22 protein-coding genes are annotated in these 20,298 nt (G+C 73.3%); 8 read left to right on the top strand and 14 right to left on the bottom strand.

What is annotated here, in order from left to right; all coding sequences use genetic code 11:
• Nucleotides 1-36: 36 nt before the first annotated feature.
• A complete protein-coding gene (locus IG05_RS47035; protein ID WP_030345261.1) occupies nucleotides 37-1,383 on the top strand; it encodes a glycoside hydrolase family 26 protein in 1,347 nt (448 codons plus the stop codon).
• Between the two features lie 76 nt (nucleotides 1,384-1,459).
• Here the strand turns inward: IG05_RS47035 and IG05_RS0122665 are convergent, their stop codons facing one another.
• The 9 genes from IG05_RS0122665 to IG05_RS0122625 all read right to left on the bottom strand — a co-directional run bounded on the left by IG05_RS0122665 (nucleotide 1,460) and on the right by IG05_RS0122625 (nucleotide 12,414).
• Nucleotides 1,460-2,599 (bottom strand): GNAT family N-acetyltransferase, encoded by a 1,140-nt coding sequence (locus IG05_RS0122665; protein ID WP_037814446.1) that lies wholly within the window; start codon nucleotides 2,597-2,599, stop codon nucleotides 1,460-1,462.
• Nucleotides 2,596-3,243, bottom strand: a complete 648-nt coding sequence (locus tag IG05_RS0122660; protein ID WP_030345257.1) for a hypothetical protein — start codon at nucleotides 3,241-3,243, stop codon at nucleotides 2,596-2,598. The genes IG05_RS0122665 and IG05_RS0122660 overlap by 4 nt, the downstream gene beginning before the upstream one ends.
• Nucleotides 3,240-4,397: a glycosyltransferase gene (locus tag IG05_RS0122655; protein ID WP_030345256.1), complete on the bottom strand. Its 1,158-nt coding sequence runs from the start codon at nucleotides 4,395-4,397 to the stop codon at nucleotides 3,240-3,242. The genes IG05_RS0122660 and IG05_RS0122655 overlap by 4 nt, the downstream gene beginning before the upstream one ends.
• Nucleotides 4,394-5,155: a polysaccharide deacetylase family protein gene (locus IG05_RS0122650; protein ID WP_030345254.1), complete on the bottom strand. Its 762-nt coding sequence runs from the start codon at nucleotides 5,153-5,155 to the stop codon at nucleotides 4,394-4,396. The genes IG05_RS0122655 and IG05_RS0122650 overlap by 4 nt, the downstream gene beginning before the upstream one ends.
• A complete protein-coding gene (murJ, locus tag IG05_RS0122645; RefSeq protein ID WP_051790129.1) occupies nucleotides 5,139-6,878 on the bottom strand; it encodes a murein biosynthesis integral membrane protein MurJ in 1,740 nt (579 codons plus the stop codon). The genes IG05_RS0122650 and murJ overlap by 17 nt, the downstream gene beginning before the upstream one ends.
• A 337-nt stretch (nucleotides 6,879-7,215) precedes the next feature.
• Nucleotides 7,216-8,577 (bottom strand): O-antigen ligase family protein, encoded by a 1,362-nt coding sequence (locus IG05_RS0122640; protein WP_030345250.1) that lies wholly within the window; start codon nucleotides 8,575-8,577, stop codon nucleotides 7,216-7,218.
• A 3-nt stretch (nucleotides 8,578-8,580) separates the two neighbouring features.
• Nucleotides 8,581-9,996: an exopolysaccharide biosynthesis polyprenyl glycosylphosphotransferase gene (locus IG05_RS0122635; protein ID WP_030345248.1), complete on the bottom strand. Its 1,416-nt coding sequence runs from the start codon at nucleotides 9,994-9,996 to the stop codon at nucleotides 8,581-8,583.
• On the bottom strand, nucleotides 9,993-11,261 hold the full coding sequence (locus IG05_RS0122630; protein ID WP_030345247.1) for a glycosyltransferase: 1,269 nt from the start codon (nucleotides 11,259-11,261) through the stop codon (nucleotides 9,993-9,995). Before IG05_RS0122630 ends, IG05_RS0122635 begins: the two co-directional genes overlap by 4 nt.
• Nucleotides 11,262-11,316: 55 nt before the next feature.
• Nucleotides 11,317-12,414: a hypothetical protein gene (locus IG05_RS0122625; RefSeq protein ID WP_030345246.1), complete on the bottom strand. Its 1,098-nt coding sequence runs from the start codon at nucleotides 12,412-12,414 to the stop codon at nucleotides 11,317-11,319.
• A 214-nt stretch (nucleotides 12,415-12,628) separates the two neighbouring features.
• Between IG05_RS0122625 and IG05_RS0122620 the strand changes: the two genes are divergently transcribed.
• Nucleotides 12,629-12,868, top strand: a complete 240-nt coding sequence (locus tag IG05_RS0122620; protein WP_030345245.1) for a chaplin — start codon at nucleotides 12,629-12,631, stop codon at nucleotides 12,866-12,868.
• Between the two features lie 511 nt (nucleotides 12,869-13,379).
• Here the strand turns inward: IG05_RS0122620 and IG05_RS0122610 are convergent.
• Entirely contained in the window at nucleotides 13,380-13,826 is a 447-nt protein-coding gene (locus IG05_RS0122610; protein WP_030345243.1) for a hypothetical protein, read from the bottom strand.
• Nucleotides 13,827-13,854: 28 nt separating this feature from the next.
• Between IG05_RS0122610 and IG05_RS0122605 the strand changes: the two genes are divergently transcribed.
• The 6 genes from IG05_RS0122605 (at nucleotide 13,855) to IG05_RS0122580 (ending at nucleotide 17,282) form a co-directional block, all read left to right on the top strand.
• Nucleotides 13,855-14,073: a hypothetical protein gene (locus IG05_RS0122605; RefSeq protein ID WP_234335961.1), complete on the top strand. Its 219-nt coding sequence runs from the start codon at nucleotides 13,855-13,857 to the stop codon at nucleotides 14,071-14,073.
• A gap of 150 nt (nucleotides 14,074-14,223) precedes the next feature.
• Nucleotides 14,224-14,511 carry a hypothetical protein gene (locus IG05_RS0122600; protein ID WP_030345238.1) on the top strand — a complete coding sequence of 96 codons (288 nt, stop codon included), beginning with the start codon at nucleotides 14,224-14,226 and terminating at the stop codon, nucleotides 14,509-14,511.
• A gap of 158 nt (nucleotides 14,512-14,669) precedes the next feature.
• On the top strand, nucleotides 14,670-15,173 hold the full coding sequence (locus tag IG05_RS0122595) for a DUF5949 family protein (RefSeq protein ID WP_030345236.1): 504 nt from the start codon (nucleotides 14,670-14,672) through the stop codon (nucleotides 15,171-15,173).
• A gap of 142 nt (nucleotides 15,174-15,315) precedes the next feature.
• Complete coding sequence (locus IG05_RS0122590; RefSeq protein ID WP_030345235.1) at nucleotides 15,316-15,828, top strand: hypothetical protein; 513 nt, start codon at nucleotides 15,316-15,318, stop codon at nucleotides 15,826-15,828.
• A gap of 100 nt (nucleotides 15,829-15,928) precedes the next feature.
• Entirely contained in the window at nucleotides 15,929-16,432 is a 504-nt protein-coding gene (locus tag IG05_RS0122585; RefSeq protein ID WP_030345233.1) for a tyrosinase family oxidase copper chaperone, read from the top strand.
• On the top strand, nucleotides 16,416-17,282 hold the full coding sequence (locus tag IG05_RS0122580) for a tyrosinase family protein (protein ID WP_030345231.1): 867 nt from the start codon (nucleotides 16,416-16,418) through the stop codon (nucleotides 17,280-17,282). Before IG05_RS0122585 ends, IG05_RS0122580 begins: the two co-directional genes overlap by 17 nt.
• Before the next feature lie 92 nt (nucleotides 17,283-17,374).
• Here IG05_RS0122580 and IG05_RS0122575 read toward each other — a convergent pair whose 3' ends face one another.
• The 4 genes from IG05_RS0122575 to IG05_RS0122560 form a co-directional block, all read right to left on the bottom strand.
• Nucleotides 17,375-17,662 (bottom strand): chaplin, encoded by a 288-nt coding sequence (locus IG05_RS0122575; RefSeq protein ID WP_030345230.1) that lies wholly within the window; start codon nucleotides 17,660-17,662, stop codon nucleotides 17,375-17,377.
• A 478-nt stretch (nucleotides 17,663-18,140) separates the two neighbouring features.
• A complete protein-coding gene (locus IG05_RS0122570) occupies nucleotides 18,141-19,100 on the bottom strand; it encodes a D-2-hydroxyacid dehydrogenase family protein (protein ID WP_030345228.1) in 960 nt (319 codons plus the stop codon).
• Nucleotides 19,101-19,173: 73 nt separating this feature from the next.
• Entirely contained in the window at nucleotides 19,174-19,395 is a 222-nt protein-coding gene (locus IG05_RS0122565; protein ID WP_030345226.1) for a hypothetical protein, read from the bottom strand.
• A gap of 8 nt (nucleotides 19,396-19,403) precedes the next feature.
• Complete coding sequence (locus tag IG05_RS0122560) at nucleotides 19,404-19,862, bottom strand: hypothetical protein (RefSeq protein ID WP_030345224.1); 459 nt, start codon at nucleotides 19,860-19,862, stop codon at nucleotides 19,404-19,406.
• Nucleotides 19,863-20,298 lie beyond the last annotated feature (436 nt).

Here is a 20,298-nt window from a genome sequence, read left to right as displayed (position 1 = left end):
CGGAACATCGAACGGCGAGTGGAGAAGGGAGCGGGCATGGCTCCGCACCTGCGCAAGGCCCGGCCCGGGCCGTCAGCCGTCATCGCAGCGGCGGCCATCGCCGCGCTCGCCCTCGCGATCGGCCCCGGCCTCACCGTGAGCCCGGGGGCGGCGCGGGCCGCCGCCCCGCACGCTCCGGTCCCGACCGCCGGGACGACCCCCACCACCCCGGCGACCTCAGCGGCACCGGAAGCCTCCGAGGCCCCTTCGGCTGCACCCTCCCCGACGATTCCGGCGGTCCGGCCGACCGCCGCCGTCCCGCCGGTCCCGCTGCCCGCGACACCGTCGCAGACCCTGACGCCTTCCCCGTCCGGCCGCGGCTTTCCGCCCTTCGGAGCGTTTCTCGACTCCGGATCCCGCGGAGTCGCGCGCATGGCCGATCTGAGCCACTGGCTCGGCGGCACCGAACTCAAGGTCGCCCACACCTATCTGCCCGGGGAGCGCTGGAGCGACATCGAGGGTCCGCCCGGCTTCCTGGACGCGTGGGCGGACTGGCGGCGCCGGCAGGCTGACCGGACGCTCGTCCTGAACGTGCCGATGCAGGAGCGCAACGAGGAGGACGTGCCCGACAGCGAGGTGAGGTTGCTGCTGGGACAGGCCGCGGCCGGCGCGTTCGACCACCACTTCAGAGCCCTGGCCGAGCGGCTGGTGGAGCTGAAGGTGCCGGACACGGTGATCGTGCTCGGCTGGGAGATGAACGGCACCACCTACACCCATCGCTGCGCACCGGACCCGCAGGCATGGAAGACGTACTGGAAGCGGATCGTCACCACCATGCGCTCGGTGCCGGGCCAGAGCTTCCGCTTCGACTTCACGCCGAGCCGCGGCCTGGATGCGGTGCCGTGGACCGAGTGCTACCCCGGGGACGACGTGGTCGACATCATCGGCATGGACTCCTACGACCAGCCGAGCGGAATGTCGTTCGACGAGCAGGTGAAGGAACCTTTCGGCCTCCAGCAGCACGTGGACTTCGCGCGTTCCCACGGCAAGCCCATCTCCTACCCGGAATGGGGGTTGTTCCGCAACGGTGACAACACCGAGTACATGCGGCGTATGCTCGCGTGGATCGACGAGCACGAACCGCTGTACAACACGCTGACCGACTACTGTCCGCACGGCGTGTGGCAGTGCTCGGCCAATCCCCTTTCCGCGCGTATCTACCGGGCCGCCCTGTACGCGCGCACCGAGCAGCCGGCCGCGACACCCTCACCCACGCCGACACCCGAGCCGGTGCCGGCCCAGATGTCCCCGGCCGACTGCCCGCAGCCGGACCTGGAGGACTGGTTCGACTACTGGCTCGGCGGGAAGCTCTGCATCCCCTTCGACTGGTGGTCGGAGAACTAGGGACTCCCTTCGGATCCGGCCGGCGCCGGCCGGAAGGCACCGTCAGCCGAAGCCGGCCTGATCCGGACGAAAGGCCCTAGCCCTGGCCCCGCTCCCGCCACCGGAGCAGCGCCTCCCTGCCCCGCTGCCGGGCGGTCGCGTCGCACAGCGCGGCCGTCAGCAACGGGGCGGTGCGCCGACGCGCCATGAGCAGCCGCCGGTTGACGACACGTTCGGGTCGCCAGTGGTGCTTGTACGGTTCGTCGCCGCGCAGCAGGCTCAGCGTGCGGGGCTCGCTGCCGCCGGTGTACTCGGCGCAGGCGTCCAGCAGCATCACCGCCACGTCCACCTTCCGCTGGCGCAGGCCCGGATGGGCGCCGTAGAGGTAGCCACCCGCCAGGCTGCCCGAGAGCAGAGTCAGGTCGACGGCGACCACCTCGTCCCCGAGCCGGAACTCGGTGACCACCGCGTTCCCCGAGCGCACCATCGGCCCCAACGCGCGCACCAGATGCTCGCGGAACCGGGGCCGCAGATGCTCGCTCGTCACCTTCCGGTCCTGCCATTGCAGCCGGTGCAGCTCCAGCAGCCGGCCGATCGCCGCGTCCACCTCCTCCGGGCCCACCGCCCGCCGCTGCACACCCAGTGAGGTCAGCCTGCGCAGTTTCGCCCGCACCCGCTGGGCGGACTTGCCCGACGACAGCCGGGTGATCAGCTCGTCCATGGGTGCGGCGGGCAGTTCCAGGCACAACGAGTCGCTCACCGCGCGGCGAGGCCCGCGCCAGAGGTCGTACACCCGCTCCACCGCACCGCCCGGCCGCACCTCGCGGAAGTCGATCAGCGCCGTGCCGGCCGCTTCCGTGAGCACCTCGGTGAGCGCACCGGCCGCCCGCCCGTTGTCGCCGTCGTCCAGCAGCACGTCGGCGTAGTCGGAGATCGTCCCGCCGAGCGGCACCAGCGCGGGCAGCGGCCGGCGCACCAGCATCAGCGGCGCGGCGGCCACCATGTCCCGGCCCGCGTGCACCACGAGCAGCCGGAGCCGTCCGGGCAGGCCGTACGACAGCCACCACGAATGCAGCCAAGCGTGGTTCTGGAACGGAGTCGCGGTGCCGCATCGCGCGAAGAGCCGCCCCCAGGCGGGGGCCAGCGCCGCGAACCTCTCCGCATTGGTGACGAGTTCGCTGATCAGTCCCGTGGCGCGCGCGGGCCGCGCGGTGCCCGCCGGGTAGGTGGCGATCACAGCTTGTCGTGCACGTCGGCGGCCACGGCCGGACCGGGCAACGAGGCCGACCGCGTGACCTCCTCCTCCGCACGCCGCTTCGGCCGCGCCAGCAGCGCGAGCGCGCCGAGCAGCCCGCCCGCGCTCGCGCCGACCAGTCCGGTCACCGTGGCGGACGGCGATGCGGGCGCGCCGGGCTTCGCCGCGCGGGAGAACTGCAGGAGGCCGACATGGGTGTCGGCCTTGGCGGCGTCGGCGTGGCGGATGAGCGCGCGGGCGACGGCGTTGGCCATGTCGGCGGCCTGCCCCGGGCGGACCGAGGTGGCGGAGACGGCGATCATGGGGGCATCCGGCGAGGTCGCGGTACGCACGCTGTCGCGCAGGGTGCGCGCCGGAACCCCGGCCCACACCTGCGCGTCGCCGAGCACCGCCACCTGGGTGGCGACCCGGCCGTAGGCCTGCGCGAAGCCGAGCGCGGTGGCGGTGTCGGTCCGTTCGCCGGGGACGGCGACGACGTAGCTGGTCGCCGTGTACTCCGGAGACTTCGTCACGCCGTATCCGCCGCCCAGCAGCCCGCCCGCGAGGAGACCGGCCGCCACCAGCGACCAGGGCGGGAGGGCGCGCAGACGGGAGGTTCGGCGGTGTGGGACGAGGTTCTCGGTCATGACGGGCTGACTCCCTCGGGGGATCGGGACAGGGGGACCGTGCGGGTGAACGCCGCCGCGTAGACGTCCATGAGCCGGGCGGCGCTGCGGGTGATGCAGTAGTGGCGGGCCGCCTCGGGGGCGGTGCGCGGGCCGGGCCCGGCGGCGCGGACCTCGGCGAGCGCGCGGGCGAAGGCGCCGGCGTCGCAGGGGACCCGCATCGCGCCCGGGGCGGCCCCGGGCGGCAGGTCCTCCAGGGCGGGGCAGGAGGCGTAGCGCACCGGTAGCCCGGCCGCCAGCGCCTCCACGACCGCGAGGCCGAACGCCTCCTCGGGCGAGGGTGCGGCCAGCACGTCCATCGCGCAGGCCAGCGCGGGCAGGCTGGGTCCGGACGAGCCGTCCGGCAGATACGGCCGCTCCCCGGCGAACAGCACCCGCCCGGCGACCCCGGCCACGTGCGTGGCCCGCCGCAGCGCGGGCTCCTGCGGACCGCCGCCGACCAGCAGCAGTCTGCAGTCGGCGGGCAGGCGGGCGAGGGCCTGGATCAGGACGTCGAAGCGTTTGCCGGGGACGAGCCGGCCGATGCCGCCGATGACGAACGTGCCGGCGGGCAGCCCGAGCCGGTCGCGGGTGCGCCGACGGGCGTCCGGGTCGAAGGCGAACCGCGTCAGGTCGATGCCGTTGGGCACCACCGCGATGCGCGGCTCGGGCACCCCCCAGCGGGCGAGACGGGCGGCGACCGCGGGGGAGACGGCGACGGTGGACCGGCCCAGCCGCTCGCCCAGCAGATACAGCGCGCGCACCCCCGCCGTGAGCGGACGGCCCTCCATCTGCGAGTCGCCGAGGGAGTGTTCGGTGGCGACGACCGCGCGGACCCCGGCCAGCCGGGCGGCGATCCGGCCGTACAGGCAGGCCCGGTACAGGTGGGTGTGCACGAGGTCGTACCGGCCGCGCCGGATGTGCCGGGCCAGCCGGGGCAGCGCGGCCAGGTCGCGGTTCCCGGACATGCCGAGGTGGGTCACCCGTACCCCGTCCGCCGCCAGCCCGTCGGCCACCGGTCCGGGGTTGGTCAGCGTCACGACCTCGCACGCGACCGGCAGGTGCCGCAACAGCAGCCGCAGTTGCTGCTCCGCGCCGCCCACGCCGAGCCCGGTGATGACGTGCAGGGCCTTCACCGCAGCCCCTCGACGGGCCGCCGGCGCAGCCGGTGCAGCCGGTGTTTCAGGAACAGGCGTACGGCGGTGTCGTTCTGCCCGACGTACACGCGCGGCAGGACGTGCGGGCCGGTCAGCTCACCGGGGTCGATGGCGCAGGCGTAGGCGTAACCGGCCTCCCGTACGGCCTCGACGGCCCGGCGGTCGACCGTGCCGTACGGATAGCAGAAGCCGGTGACCGGGGTACCGGTCAGTTCCTCCAGCGCCGCCCGGCTCTCGGCGGTCTCGGCCTTCAGCAGGCTGTCGTCGGCCCGGGTGAGGTCCACGTGGGTGAGGCCGTGCGAGCCGATCTCGATACTCGCGGCGGCGGCCCGGCGGATGCCGTCGCCCGTCAGCAGCGGCTTGCGCGGGCCGAGGGGATCCCACGCGTTGTCGCCGCCGAGCCGGCCCGGCAGCACGAACAGGGTGGCCGTGCACTCCCAACGGGCCAGCACGGGAAGGGCGTTGTCCAGGAAGTCGGCGTACCCGTCGTCGAAGGTGAGCGCCACCAGGTCCCGGCCCGCTCCCCGGGCCCGGGCGGTGAGCAGCTCGGTGACCGACACCCCGCGCAGCCCCCGCCTGCGCAGCCAGCGCAGCTGCCGCTCCAGCCGGTCCGGGGTGACCGTGACGTGGTACGGGTCGTCGGAGCAGTCGCCGACCGAGTGGTACATGGCGATCCACGGGACCGGGCCCGGGGCGGGGCGCCGGGTGAGGGCCGGGGACTCAGCGGAGGACGGCATGGGCGAGCTTTCGGGTGAGGGAGCGTACGGAACGGAGTGCGGGTGCGAAGCCCTGGGCACCCAGGGCCCAGCCGAGGAGGACGAACACGACGGTCACCGTGGCGGCTCCGGCGGCCAGCCCCGCGAGCGGGGCCGACGGCAGACCTGCCACGAACCCGCCGGCCACGGTGGCCACCACCGCCGCCCGCAGCGGCCGGCTCAGCTCGCGCAGCACCGACCCGGTCCGGATGGGCACGCTGCGGAGCCGCATCCCGGCGAGCAGCAGGACGGCGGTGAGGGTGATGCCGGTGGCGTTGGCGGCGGCGATCCCGGTGACCCCCCAGGAACCGAGCGTCCAGGCGCCGATCCAGGAGGTCGCCACGATGCCCGCGGTCATCGCCGCCACCGGGTACCAGGCGGGGCGGCCCGCCGAGAAGTAGGAGCGCACGAGAACGCCGGTCAGGGTCTGGCCGAGCAGACCGAGCGCGTAGACCCGCATCACACCGGCGGTCGCGGCGGTGTCCTGCGCCGTGAACGCGCCCCGCTGGAACAGCAGCCCGATCAGCTGCGGGGCGCAGGCCACGACCGCGGCCGTACCGAGCAGCACCAGAGCGCCGGCCAGCGCCAGATCCTGCTCCACCCGGGTCCGGGCCCGCTCGGTGTCACCGTCGGCCAGCGCCCGCGCCACCACCGGGAAGGTGACCGTGCACAGCATCATCGACAGCGTCATGGGGATCTGTGCGACCTTCTGCGCGTAGTTCAGGTGCGAGATGGCCCCGGCCGGCAGCTCCGAGGCGAGGAACCGCTCGATCAGCACCTGCGACTGCCGGCACAGGGCGAAAAGCAGCACGGTGGCCAGGAGCGGCACGTTCAGCGGCTGCGCCGCGGCGGCGGCCCCGGCCTGCGTCCCGCTGATCCGGCGGCGGCGCAACTGCCGTACCACGGACGGGAGCTGGACCAGCACCATCAGACAGCCGCCCGCCGCCACACCCAACGCGGCGGACCGCACGCCCCATCGGCCGCCGAGTGCGTACATCGCCGCGATGATGCCGACGTTGTACGCGACGTAGATCGCGGCCGGTGCCAGGAAGCGGCGGTGGGCCCTGAGGACCGCGCTGGAGTACCCGGCGAGGCCGAAGCTCAGCACGCAGGTCGCGGTGAGCCGGGTGCAGTCCACGGCGAGGGCCGGGTCGGGCAGGCCCGGCGCGAGCGCGGCGACGAACTGCGGCGCGGCCACCGCGAGCAGCGCCCCGACCGCCGTGAACGCCAGGGTCAGCCGGGGCAGGGTGCCGGCCACCAGCGACCGCACCGGATCCCCCGGCTCGCCCCGCGCACGGCGGGCGAGGGCTCCGCTGAACGCCGGGATCAGCGCGAAGGCCAGCCCGTCCTCGATCAGCAACGTGGCCGCGAACTCCGGCACCGTCCAGGCGACCAGGAAGGCATCCGTGTCCCGCCCGGCCCCGAACAGCCGGGCCAGCGACTGGTCCCGAACCAGCCCGAGCAGCGCCGCCGCGATGGAGAGGGAGGCGGTGACGAGGGTGGCGTGGGCGAGGAAGCGCCCAGTGGGCGGGGCGTTCTCGGTAGCCGGGAGCGAGGGGGCCGCAGGGGTGGGGGGTGTGCGGTGAGGCGAGGTGGAGGCGTGGGTGAGAGGTGGCTGGGCCGGGGCAGGGCCGGGCGGCGGTGGGATGGGTACGGGAGTGTCGGCCGGGGGCTGCGTGGGGGTGGGATCGGGGAGCGGTGGCATGGGGCTCGCGGCGAGAGTCGTCTCGGTGGTGGCGGGGGGTGCCGGGGGGCGGGGCCGGCCCGCCGCGCTGGTGGTGGGTCCGACGAGGGAGGGCTCGGCCGACCGGGCCCCCGGCACGGCGGCCCCACCGGCCTCGGGCCGTGCGTCCACCGTCGGCCGGTGTGCCGTACCGGGCTGGGGCCGTGCCTCTCCCGTCGGCCCGTATGCCGTACCGGACCGCGGCACCGGTGCGCCCGGCGCTCCGGGCCGTGTCATCTGGTCGGCCTCCGCTTCCGGCGTCGCAGCGGGGGTGTCCGGTGGGGTGTGGGGTGCCGGTCGCGGCCCGGTCGGGTGACCGTCATCGCAGGACCGCCTCCCCGGTCACCCTGTCCCGTGCGGCGGGTACGGCGGTGCTGTCACCGGAAACGGTCCGGTCGGCGCCGGCCAGCGCCCACCAGGCGACCAGACCGAAGCACACCGCCGTCAGTACGGTCGTCGGGCCGCCGATGTCGGCGTAGACGAAGTCGACGAGCTGCCAGACCAGCAGCCCGCAGGCGACCAGCGCGCAGTCCAGGCCCCGGCCGCCGGCCGTGCGGGCCCGCCACAGACCGAGCAGCGCGCACACCAGCAGGGCCAGCCAGCCGCCCGCGAGGCAGAGCAGCCCGATCAGGCCCTGTTCGCACAGGACCAGCAGGTACATGTTGTGCGGTGAGAGCAGCGGCTGCCGGCGGTAGGCGGCACCCGCGCCCGCGGTGTCGCTGCCCGAGGACAGCGCGAGCGAGGCGTGCCCGTCGCGGTACTCGGGGAAGCCCTTCAGACCGACACCGGTCAGCGGGCGGTCGCGCCACATGTCGGTGGCCGCGGCCCACATCGTGTACCGGTCGATGACCGACTGGTCGGGTGCGTCGGTGACCTGGGTGATGCTGTCGAACCGTTCCTGGAGCATCGCCGTACCCACCCCGAACCCGCCCACCAGGACCACACCAGCGGCGACCACGGCCGCTCCCGCCTTCAGTGCCCGGCGCAACCCGGCCAGGACCAGCTGGACGGTGACGGTGACCGCGGTCGCGATCCAGGCGCCCCGGCTGAAGGACAGGGTGAGCGGAACCGCGAGCGCGAGCGCGCAGCAGGCGGCGAGCGCACGCCCCCGCCCCGTGGACCGGCCGGCCGCCAGGCCCACCGCGCACACCAGCCCGAAGGACACCACCGTCGCCATGCCCATCACGTCCGTCGCCCCGAAGGTGCCGACCGCGCGGATGTCCTGGCCCTGGTAGGAGGCACCGGTGCCGGTGGCGTACTGGTGCACGCCGATCGCCCCCTGCCACCCGGCGAGGGCCACCACCGACCAGGCCAGCAACCGGAAGTCGGACCGGCCGCGGACGAGGAGCACGACGGCGGCCGGAACGAGGACGAAGATCTGGAGGTAACGGCCGAGGCCGGTGATTCCGGCGCCCGGCGAGACCGCGTGCAGGGCGGCCAGCGCGAGACCGGCCACCGGCAGCCCGAGGATCAGTGCGGCGGTGCGGGTGAGCGGGCGGTGGCGTGCGCGGAGCAGCCGTACCGCGCAGAAGAGGACGACCAGCGCGGACAGCGCGTCGGCGGGACCCGCACCGCCCTCGCCGCCGGGGGCGACCGGCAGCGCGAGCAGTGCGACCACGGCCAGCACCGGCAGCACCGGGGACGGTCGTGCCGAGCGGTGGAACGACAGGGCGAGGGCCATCGGTCAGCTCCCCGTGGACCGTACGAGCGCGGCGGCGGTGCGCAGCAGGATGCAGACGTCCTGCCACAGCGACCAGTTGTCGATGTAGGCGTTGTCGAAACGGGCCCGGTCCTCGATCGAGGTGTCGCCGCGCAGCCCGTTGACCTGGGAGAGTCCGGTGATTCCGGTCTGCATGCGGTGGCGGGCCGCGTAGCCCGGGTAGGCCTGGCTGAACTGGGCCACGAAATACGGCCGTTCCGGGCGCGGGCCGACCAGGCTCATGTCACCCCGCACGACGTTCCACAGCTGGAGCAGCTCGTCCAACGAGGTCTGCCGCAGGAACCGGCAGAAAGGGGTCATCTTCCGCTCACCGGCCACGCTCCACCGGGTGGCCGCCTCGTGCTCGTCGGCCGGACGGTGGGTGCGGAACTTCAGCAGCGTGAAGGGCCGGCCGTCCTTGCCGATGCGCTCCTGCCGGAACACCACCCCGGGCCCGTCGGTGAGCCGCAGCACCACCGCGCACACCAGCAGCACCGGGCTGACCAGCACCAGCAGCGCGCCGGCCACCGCGATGTCCAACAGCCGCTTGACCACGCTCGCCCGCCGTCGCACGCCCAGGTCCAGGCGGCGCACGGCGAACCCCGCGAGCTGCTCGCGCATCTCGTACGCCGGCGTGTCCGCGTCCACCTCCCACAGCACGCAACCGGACTCGACCAGCGCCCGCAGCAGCGATCCCTTCTCGGTGCGCACGGCCGGGTGCACGGTGAGGGCGACCCGCACTCCGTTCTGGATGAGCGCCCGCTCCACCTCCTCGCCGGTGGTGAGCACGGGCAGTCCGCCGGCACCGTCCGGGTGTTCCGCGACGACACCCACCGGGCGCACCCCGCACCCCGGTTGTCGGAGCAGCGCGGCGGCGACCCGCCGCGCGGTCACCACGGGCCCGATCACCAGGGCGGGACGCGGGTGGCGGCGCAGCACGACCCGGCGCCGCCAGTGCACCACGCCCCGGCCCGCGCCGGCCGCAGCGGCGTGCAGCGCGCAGCCCAGCAGCAGGGTGGAGGCGGTGAGGACGCGCCCCGGATCGTACGCGGCGAGCAGCGCGGCCAGGACCAGCCAGACCACCGCGATCCGTCCGCACACCGCGGGCAGTTCGTCGAGCACGCCCGGCACCGGTCGTGCGGAGGGCGGCCGCAGCAGCAGCGCGCCGGACACCAGAAGGGCGACCGGCAGCGGCCGGGCGGCCTCGTCCAGCGCGACCCCGCCCACCAGCGCGGCGAACAGGTCGGCGGTGAGCAGGGGCAGCGGCGAGGCGGGCCGCGCGGGCGGGCGCCGCAGCGGGAACCGGAATCCGCCTTCGGCGCGGGCCGGCAGGACGGAGACGGGCGAGAATCCGTGGTCCCATGGCTGCGCGCCGGAGGGGACGGTGCTTTCCGCAGTCACGAGTGGGTGGACTCCCTGCACTCGGAGGGCACGAGGTGGGCTGTTCCGCTGGCCGCCGCCGGGGCGCCGCAGCCTGCGTCGGCGGTTCCGAGGAGGGAGCGGTAGAGGGCCGCGAACCGTTCGGCGGTCATCCGCACGTCATGCGAGGTCAGGACGTGCCGACGGCCCTGGTCGCCGAGCGCCGCGCGCAGCGGTGGATCGCTGAGCAGCCCGGTGACCGCTGCGGCCAGTGCCGAGGGATCCTCCGGCGGCACCAGGCAGTGCTCGGCGAGTGCCGGCGGCAGGCTCTCCCGGGCGCCGTCGACGTCGGTGAGTACGACGGGTGTTGCGCAGCCCAGTGCCTCCAGCGGGGCGAGCGCCATGCCCTCCCAGCGAGAGGGCAGCACCACCAGGTCGGCGGCCCGGTACCAGGGCACGGGGTCGGGGACGGCGCCGGCGAAGTGCACGGAGGAGGGTGCCTGACGCCGTAAGGCCTCGCTGTCGGGGCCGTCACCGACGAGCACGAGGCTCGCCCGTGGCAGCAGGTCGAGGACTGTCTCCCAGGCCCGCAGCAGTACGTCCTGACCCTTCTGGCGGCAGAGACGGCCTACGCACACGACGAGAGGGCGGCTCTCGCCGCCGGGTGCCGGTGGTCCCGGTGGGGGCTTCTCGGCGTCGGTGGTTCGCGATGCGTACGGGGGTGCGGTCGTGTGGCCGGGTGCGGTGCAGGTGTCCGGAGCCGGTGCGAAACGGGTCGTGTCGATGCCGTTCGGGATGACCGCGTACGCGGCGCGCACGCCGGCGCGCAGACCTGTCGCGCGCTCTGCCTCGCTGACGCACACCACTCGGTCCGCCCAGTGCGCCCCCCACCGCTCCCAGCGCAGGGCGAGCGCAGCGGTGAGGCCGCCGACCGCCTCGAAGGACCAGGCGTGCGGCTGGAACACGGTCGGGACGCGCCCGCGGACGGCGAGCCGCGCGGCCAGGCCGGCCTTGGCACTGTGCGCGTGCACCAGTTCGGGCCGCACATCGTCGATCAGGCGTGCGAGCCGCCGTACCTCGCCCGGCAGACCGGGACCCGGGGACCTGGCCGCCCGCCAGTCCCGGACGTCGACGCCCAGTTCCCGCAGGCCGGCGGCCAGTGCGCCGCCCGGGCAGGCCACCGTGACCGGCATGCCTGCCGCGAGCTGGGCCCGCGCAAGGTCGAGCACGACCCGGGCGACACCGCCGTCGACGGGTTGTGCGAGGTGCAGGACCCGGGGTCGAAGGTCGGGTGCTGACTGGTGCATTCGCGGATTACCTCGCTCACGGGGGCGCTCGGGACTGCGGTCGTGAACGCGCCTCTTACTCGGTGGCGTCCACGGCGGCGAAGAGCGCGCCGGCCCATGCCGCGTCCGCGTGGGAAACGAGCCGAAAGCCCGGCTGGTCACCACCGCGCCGCAGAGCCCGGCCGAGATCGAACACGTCGGAGTCGTAGCCGAGCGTGTTGGCGTAGGCCGGAACCCGCCGGATGGGTACGTCACCCGGTTCGCTGATCGTGGAGTTGAGTACGTCGTCCGCAGGATTGGCGGAGTCGCGCAGGGCGACGGGCGTACGCCGGGGACCGACGGAGAGCGTGAGCGTCTCGCCCACGCTGCCCCGGTCGCCGTCGTACGCCACCAGGCCGACGCGTCCACCCGCCCCGGTCGGCACGCGCATTCCGGTGAGCCGGACGTCGACGGGAGTGTCCAGCGCCTCGAAGCCGTCCCAGAGGGCCAGCTCGCGCAGCGGCTCCGCGGGGTTCTCGTACGCCACCACCAGAGTCCAGCCGCCCCACGCCCCGGCTGCCGACCTGCCCGTGGCGATGTTGATCTGCGCGACGGTGTACAGGCCGGAACCGCTCGCCCGCACCAGCCGGGTGACGTCCGCCGAGGCCTGGAAGGCGTTCGGGCCGTCAGCCGCCCGGCGGCCTTCGACGGTGTCGGCGTGGATCTCCTGGTACGTGCCGCCCGGGGCGGCGAGCAGAACCCGCCCGTTGTCGCCCGGCGGCTTCTGCTCGCCGACGCGCGAATTGCCGCCCCAGTACAGCCGGGCGTAGGTCACTCGGCCGCCCTCGGGGACGCGGACCTCGGCCCGGGAGGAGTTGTAGGTGCGGGGGTCGCCGTCCACGTCGACGTAGGACATGTCGAAGTCGCCGTTCACCGCGGTCCGCCCCGCTCGCGCCGCCTGGCATGCGGATGCCTCCGGTGCGCGGCAGCTGACGGAGGCGTTGGCCGCGCGGACGAAGCCGCCGTGCTGCACGGCGTGGTGCCGGGGGGTGAAGACCGGGCGCGTCGCTCCGACGGGGGTCGGTGTGCCGGGGCGGGCCGCGGCCGGGGCCGCCGGTACCGGGAGGGTGGCGAGGGCGGTGGCGGCGAAGGCGCCCGCCGTTGTACGCAACAGCGGACCGAGGAACTTGCGCATGACCGGCGGTGCCCTTTCGCACGTACGGGAGAGATCCGCGACTCTAGTCGATATTCCTACCAATAGGGACAAGTCAGGCGAGTGTGTTGGAAAGGTGAAGGTGTCTCGCCTCCACATCACCCCATTGGCGGCACAACCCGCGGTGGCGCCGCGCGTTGACACTGCGCCGGGCGTCCGCTCGGATGTTTGTGTCGATCCCAAGGAGCACCTCTCCATGTCGCGTATCGCGAAGGGCCTGGTCCTGACCTCCGCCGCCGTCGCGGCCGTCGCCGGCGGCGCCGGTGCGGCCTCCGCCGACGCCGGTGCGGGCGCTGCCGCCGCCAAGTCGCCGGGCGTGCTGTCGGGCAACGTCGTCCAGGTCCCGATCCACGTTCCGGTCAATGTGTGCGGCAACACCGTCGACGTCATCGCTCTGCTGAACCCCGCGTTCGGCAACGTCTGCGTCAACGACTGACCTCGGGACGCACCCCTTCGGCCGGCCGCCCGCCCCGCGCGCACTCATCGCGGGGCGGGCGGCCGGTTTTGTGCTCCTCCGAACGGATCACACACCGTACGCGAGCGGTTGCGCGGGGCTATCGGTGAACTGACGGTGGTCACAGGTCCCACTGTTCACCGAAAGGAACATCCATGCGTGATCTGCCTGTACGGCGTCTCGCGTCCACAGCACTGTGCGCGTCCGTTCTGATCGGCATCACCGGGCCGGCCGCGGTCGCCGCCGACGCGGCCCGGGAACACGACCGTGCCGCCTCCCGGGCGCCGGTCCCGGCAACGGAGAAGGGCAGACTGCTCGGGCAGGTCAGGGCCCTCGACGCCGCGAATCCCGCCCTGGATCCGGTCGTCGACCTGCTCGACCAGGCGCTGGAGAAGGGCAGGCTCCCCGCAGACGAGGCCAGACGACTGGGGGAGGCGGCGAAGCAGGCCGTCGTCGAAGCCGCCACCGGCCTCGAGCCGACTGCCCCGACGGCTCACTCCGAGCCTGCGGCGCCCACGCAGTCGGTAACGTCCGTGCAGCCTGCGGCTCTTGTGACATCCGCGGCGGCGACTCCTGCCACGCCGTCCAAGCCCACGGCAACGGCGACGCCGACGGCGTCCGCGGCTCCTACGGCATCGGTGAAGCCCGCGGCCGAGGCGACGCCCACCGCATCCGCGGTTCCGGCGTCGTCCGTGAAGCCCGCCGCGCCTTCGGTGCCCGCGACTTCGACGGCGTCCACGAAGCCCGCGACACCGACGGCTTCCGTGTCTCCGGCCGCTCCCGCCAAGCCCGCGACGCCCAGCGCGGCCAACACGCCCACGGCGCCCGCCACGTCCTCCTCCGCCGAGCCCACGGCCCCCGCCGCCCCCGCCTCGCCGACCACTCCCGCGTCCCCGGCCGCCTCCGCTGTCCCTGCGGCCCTGACGATGCCGGAGGCCACGCGGCAGGCTGACCTCGTCGGCCCGCCCATGTCCCGTGACGTCGCCGGTGACGTGCTCTCCTCCCTGCAGACCGCGATCGACAATCTGGTGAAGGCGGTCACCGGGCAGCTCGACCAGCTCCTGTCGTCCGCCGCCGACGTGGTGTCCGGCCTGGTCGACCTCCTGGGAGCGTCCCTTACCGGCAAGGACATGACCGCTTCCAGCGTCGAATCCCTGCCCTCGCTGGTCACTCTCCCCACGGAGTAGAGCCGGCCGGCCAGGTGAGCGCCGTCCTTCCCGGCGGCCGCACGGGATTCTCATATGTCTTCTCGAAGCGGAGTTTCCGGCCCGGCCGGACATCGTTAGGCACGGTGTCAAAAGTCCCCGGTGACGTGAGTTGCCGAAGAAAGGAACAGGATGAAGTCCCTGAAGGCCGCCGCCGTGGTCGCCGGTTCCGTGGCCCTTGCCGGCGTCGCCGTGCCCGCGTTCGCCTCCGACGCCCACCACGTGCCGCCCATGAGCGTCAACGGCGCGCTCGCCGAGCTCGCGGGGAAGCCGCCCACGGTGAAGGATCTGATGCCGCTGCAGCACCAGTCCGACGCGCTCGACACCGAGAAGAAGGGCTCCGTGCTGAACAGCGTCAAGGACGTCACCACGTCCGTCAACCACCGGCCGCTGCTCGGTGGCCTGCCCCTGAAGCCCTGACGCCCCCGCCCTTCCGGGCCGGTCCCGCAACCACGCGGAACCGGCCCTCGGCGTGTGCCGGGACCAGATCCCTCGATCGTGTGGAGCGGCTCCGGGCGCTGCTCCGGATGGGTGAGGAACCACCAGAGCACACCACGACCCGTCGATATGGTCGCGCGGTGACCTCAGCAACCAGCGAAACCCGCCCCTTCCGCGCCGCCGGCCTCGGCACGCTCGCCCTGCTCGCCTGGATGGCCAGGAACGAGGAGGGGGATGGCAGGACCCCCTGCTTGCTCGCCTGCTCCCTGGGCGACGGACCGGGCGGCCCGGAGGGCACGTCTGCCGCCGTGACGCGGCTTCTGGACGACATGGGCCTGCCGGTGGGCGGCCATCCCGTCGACGGCACGACCCGGCCGAGCCTGAAGGTCAGCATGCTGGTCGTCGCCGGTCAGATCGTCCTGCAGATGCCGAACGTCACCACTCAGGTCACTCCGCCGGCGGAGTGGCTGAAGGCCGTCGGGAAACTCGGTTACACCTACTTCATGTTCACCACGCGCGTCTGCCCCACCACCGGCCCCCGCCAGCCGGCCGTGGGCGCGGAGCTGTCCGCTTTCGTGGGTTCCCCGGAGACGACGAACTCCGCCGCGCACGTCTACCTCCCTGCACGCAGTCTGCGCGTCTGACGCCCCGGTACGCGAAGGGGGTGGGACTTCCTGACGAGCCGACTATTGCGGCATCCGGGGGAATTGCGAAATGAAGGCGTTTTCCGCTCGTTACGCGGTACGGACCCCGAACCCCCGCATCCTGGAAGGGACCGTACCCGACATGAAGCCGATCACCCGAGGAACCCTTGCCGTCGTCGTCACGAGCGTCGCGGCCGCCGTGGGTGCCGCGGCGCCCGCCGCGGCCTCCGGCACCGTCCCCGTCACCGTGCCCCTGGGCGGCGTCTCCCGGTCGCTCGGCGCGGAGGTGCCCACGCTCGGCGCCGAAGTGCCGCTGCTGAAGCCCGGCGTTCCCGACGGGCCCCGGTACGTCCCGGGCCGGCTCGTCCCGGACCGGGTCCTGCCCCAGCTGCCGGTGCGCAGCGGTCTGCCCGGTCTGCACACCAGGGCTCCGCTGCCGCACCTCCTGGACGACGGCTTCGACCACCTCGACGTGGACTCACCCACCGGCGGCCTGCGAGCCCTCACCCCCGGGCTGTCCGTGGACGCGCCCCTGACCGCGCCCGACGGCAGCAACGTCGGTCTGCCGGAAGCCAAGATGCCGCAGGCCGCCGTCGTCGCCCCCGTCCTGCGGACCGTCGCGGACGGCAACGTCGGCACGGGGCCGGGACTCTAGCCGGGCACGGCCGTACCCGCCGTATGGCTCTTCGGCGGTGACCCCTCGCCCTCCCGGCCGGTTAGCCGGTACGTACATCCGAACCGGACAAGGAGCGAGCATGGTCGTCGGCGTGGGCGGAGCAGAGGTCGGTACGGAGCGACAGGCCAGAGCGAAGGGAGCCGGACCGTCCCGGCGGGAGATGGCGCGAGCGGTGCTGTCCTCCGCCACCGCGCTGGCGCTGGCACCGCTCGTCGCCGCCTCCCGGCCCGCGCCGCCGGCCGAAGACCCCGGCGGCAGCTCCTTCGGCGAGACCTACCGGGGCCGCCGTATCCGCGGTGTCCTGGTGCCCCCCGCGGGGCACGCCGACGCCGGCGGCGAGTGGCAGATCACCATCGACGGCCGTCCGCTGCACCTGATGCGCCGGGCCGACGGCACCTGGCTGAGCATGGTCGACCACTACACGTCGTACCGGACGCCCCTGGAGGCGACCCGGGCGGCCGTGGACGAGATCGGACCCGGCCGGCGGCTGCGCGACCTGGCGCCGCACCCGTTCGGCCGACACTTCGGCGCAGGCACCGGGGAACAGCCGAACCAGGGGGGCCGGCATGGCGTACGTGCGTAGGGACGTCAGCACCCTCACGGCGGGCGAGCGGCGGCGGTTCGTGAACGCGCTGCTGGCGCTCAAACGACGTGGCGAGTACGACGAGTTCGTGCGCATGCACATCGACTTCTACACCGCCGACGGCGAGCACGGGCTGCGCACCGCCCACATGGCGCCGTCCTTCCTGCCCTGGCACCGCAGGTTCCTGCTGGAACTGGAGCGGGCGCTGCGTCGCGTCGACTCCTCGGTGACAGTGCCGTACTGGGACTGGACCCGGGACCGTACGACGACGTCCGTGCCGTGGACGAAGGATCTGCTCGGCGGGAACGGACGGCGCTCCGACCGGCAGGTGATGACCGGCCCGTTCGCCTACGCGGCGGGTCACTGGACCATCAAGGAGGGTGTGACGGACGGCCGGTTCCTCACTCGGGACCTCGGCCGCTCCGCCGCCCCCATCCAGCTGCCCACCCGGAGCGAGCTGCGGTGGGCGCTGAACGACCCCGTCTACGACGCCCGGCCCTGGGACTCCACCGTCCGCAAGGGCTTCCGCAACAAGCTGGAGGGCTGGGGCACGGGCAGCGGCACCGGCTCCTGGAGGAACCACAACCGGGTGCACCGCTGGGTCGGCGGCGCGATGCTCGGCGGCGCGTCCGTCAACGACCCGGTCTTCTGGCTGCACCACGCCTTCCTCGACCTGCAGTGGTACCGCTGGCAGCGGGCCCACGGCAATCACCGCTACCTCCCGGCCGAGCCGCCCGGCGGCTCCGACTCGCAGCACCGGCGGGTCGTCGCCCGCCACGAGAAGCTGCCGCCATGGAACGAGACGCCGGACCAGCTGGAGGACGTGAGCCGGATCTACCGGTACGCGTGAGCAACCGGCGCAGGTGCCCGCGTGCCGGGCCGGAACGGTCAGAGCCCCGGCATTCGGAGTGCCGGGGCTCTTGCCTGTGGATGCCGAACGGCTCAGTTGCCGTAGCCGTCCTGGCCGGGGTTGCCGATCTTGCCGTGGTCGCCGTCGTTGGCGCAGGCGTTGCCGAACGCCGGGTTCAGCAGCGCGATGACGTTCACGGTGTTCCCGCACACGTTGACCGGGATGTGCACCGGAACCTGGATCACATTGCCGGACAGCACGCCGGGCGAGCTGACGGCCGCACCATCGGCGTCCGCGTCGGCCATGGCCAGTCCGGCGCCGCTGACCAGCACGGCACCGGTGCCGAGAGCGAGACCGGCCACCTTCACGATGCGAGACATCACGTTCTCCTTCTGTAGCTCGGAAAAGCGCGACGGCGGACCAGCCGTCGCACTTCTCGTTCAACGGCGGCGCACCGGGCTGGTCACGGTGATCAGCGGTGGATCACTCTTTTAACGGCGGGGTGAGCGGGGTGGGGGCCGCCGCGGCCACCACCGACGATGTTCCCGACCGCGTTTCCGGCGTACGCGAGCGGTCGGGGCAGCCGGCCGGTGCTCACCAGGGGGACAGGCCGCGGGCCTGCGCGGAGGTGGCGCCGGGCACGACCTCCTGTGCGAACCGGCCGCGCGAACCGGCCGCGCGAACCGGCCGCGCGAACCGGCCGCGCGAACCGGCCGCGTCAGCGCCGGTCTTCCGCGCCGGCTGCCGGCCCGGTGACCCGGTGAGCGGCAGGTGCTGCGGCGCATCGCGTAAGCGCACTGCCGCAGGCGGAACGGTCGAGCCGGCCGGCGCGCGTGCAGGTCGGCCGCTGTTCCGCGCTCAGGGCAGCCGTCGTACGGGCGAGCCGGCCAGATAGGCCTGGATGTCCTCGATGGCCTGGCCGTAGTACGTCGTGTAGTTGGTGTGGGAGACGTAGCCGAGGTGGGGGGTGGCCAGGAGGCGGGGTGCGGTGCGCATCGGGTGGTCGGCCGGCAGCGGCTCGATGTCGAAGACGTCGATGCCCGCACCGGCGATCCGCCCCTCGTGCAGCGCGGCCAGCAGCGCGTCCTGGTCGACGATCGCGGCGCGGGAGGTGTTGACGAGATAGGCGCTCGGCTTCATCAGGGCGAGTTCGGGGGCGCCGAGGAGGTTACGGGTGCGGTCGCCGAGGGCGAGATGGACGGACACGAAGTCGCTGTCGTGCAGCAACTCCTCTTTGGAACCCGCCGGTTCGACGCCCACTTCCTCGGCGCGCTCCTTGGTGAGGTGCCGGCTCCACGCGCTGACGTGCATGCCGAACGCGAGCCCGACCTGGGCGACCCGGCTGCCGATCTTCCCCAGCCCGAGCAGTCCCAGTCGGCGCCCGTGCAGGTCGGCGCCGACGGTGGACTGCCAGGGGCCGTTGCCGCGCAGGGCGTTGTTCTCCTGGACGATCCCCCGGGCGAGACCGAGCAGCAGCGCCCAGGTCAGTTCGACCGGCGGGGTGCTGGAACTCGCCGTACCGCACACGGTGATTCCGTGCGCCTCGGCGGCGGCGTAGTCGATGACGCTGTTGCGCATCCCGGAGGCGACGAGCAGCTTCAGCCGGGGGAGGCGGGCGATCAGGGAGCCGGGGAAGGGGACGCGTTCGCGCAGGGTGACGACGATGTCGTAGCGGGCGAGCGCGTCGGCGAGAGCATCCTCTCCGTCGAGGTGCTCGCGCAGCGCGACCACCTCCACCCGATCCTCGAGCACCGACCAGTCGGCCAAGTCGGTTGCCACGCCCTGGAAATCGTCCAGCACCGCACAGCGAAGTCGCACGTCGTCTCCCTTCCGGGGGCGACTGTAGCGACCTCGTGATCCCGGCTCCCGGCCGAGGTGCACGAGGCCCCCTTCACCTCGCGTGTCTCCTCACCCACGCCAGCCACCCCCACCGCACGACCGCCCCGACGGCGAGCGCCACGAGCACCGCTCCCCAGTCGATGACATGGGGGAGCCCCGGAAAGAAGGCGAAGAACCCCAACGTCCCGACAAGCCCTCCGACGAACGCGAGAGCCCCGATCCGACGCCGCGATGCCCACCGCTGACTGCGCTCCGGGTCCTGCTGATCGGTCATGGACGACCTCACTTGGTGATGTGGTGACACTGACTCACGCGCTGGACTCCGTTGACGTAGAGGCGAGCGCACGCCCTGCCATAACGAGGCAGCTTCTGGGGAGAGTTGTTCCGCATGGGGTCGATCTTGCACTCACTGTGTGTTCTGCCACGTGAAGTCCGGTAGGTCCGGTTGTCGGTGTCGGCATAGGCGAAGTCGATGCGCCAGTTGCAGAAGCCGCTGCTGAGCGCGGCGACGAACGCACAGTCGACACCGGCGTTCTGATACGTGATCTTCCTGCCGGTGCCGCGGATGATGTGCGTGAACATGCAGCCGGTCGGCACCTTCATCGTCATACCGCCCACGCTGTATTCGAACGTACGCACCGGCGTCGAGCCGACGGCGGTGGCGTGTGCAGTCGTCGGCGCGGTGAGAGTGAAGGCCGCGGTCGCGGCAACGCCTGCAACGAGGCGCTTGAGGCACGGCATGGCCAAGGTCGTTCCCCTGCTGATGGTCGCCGGATGGACACCAGAGCAACCGCGTCCCGCCCGCACCCGTTGCGGGACACCGGTCCGCTTCACCGAAGTGAGGGATCATGCAACGCCTGCGCTGACCAGCGGAAACGTTCCGGGTGACATCGTGGCGCGGGAGGCGCGGGAGGCGCGGGAGGCGCGGGAGGCGCGGGGCCGGGGAACGGCTTGGTCTGCTCGTTCTGGTCTTGATGCACAGGTCGAGCCGTTTCTGGAGGGCCGCCGCGTCGCTCAGCGCCTTCCTGGCCGCCGCGGTCTCCCCCAGCCGCTTCAGCTCCGCCGCCTTGGTCTTGAGGCGGGCGATCTCCTTGCGCATCTCCTTCTGGTTGCAGGTGACGGTGGCCTTGGCCGCAACGGCGCTCCGGCCGGCCGGCGTGGCGGCGTGAGCGGGCAC

Origin of the sequence: Streptomyces sp. NRRL S-1022, assembly GCF_000720135.1 — a bacterium.
In the GTDB taxonomy this organism is placed as follows: Bacteria; Actinomycetota; Actinomycetes; order Streptomycetales; family Streptomycetaceae; genus Streptomyces.
Note: the sequence above shows the minus strand (reverse complement) of the source record. Positions and strands in the feature narration are given on the sequence as shown.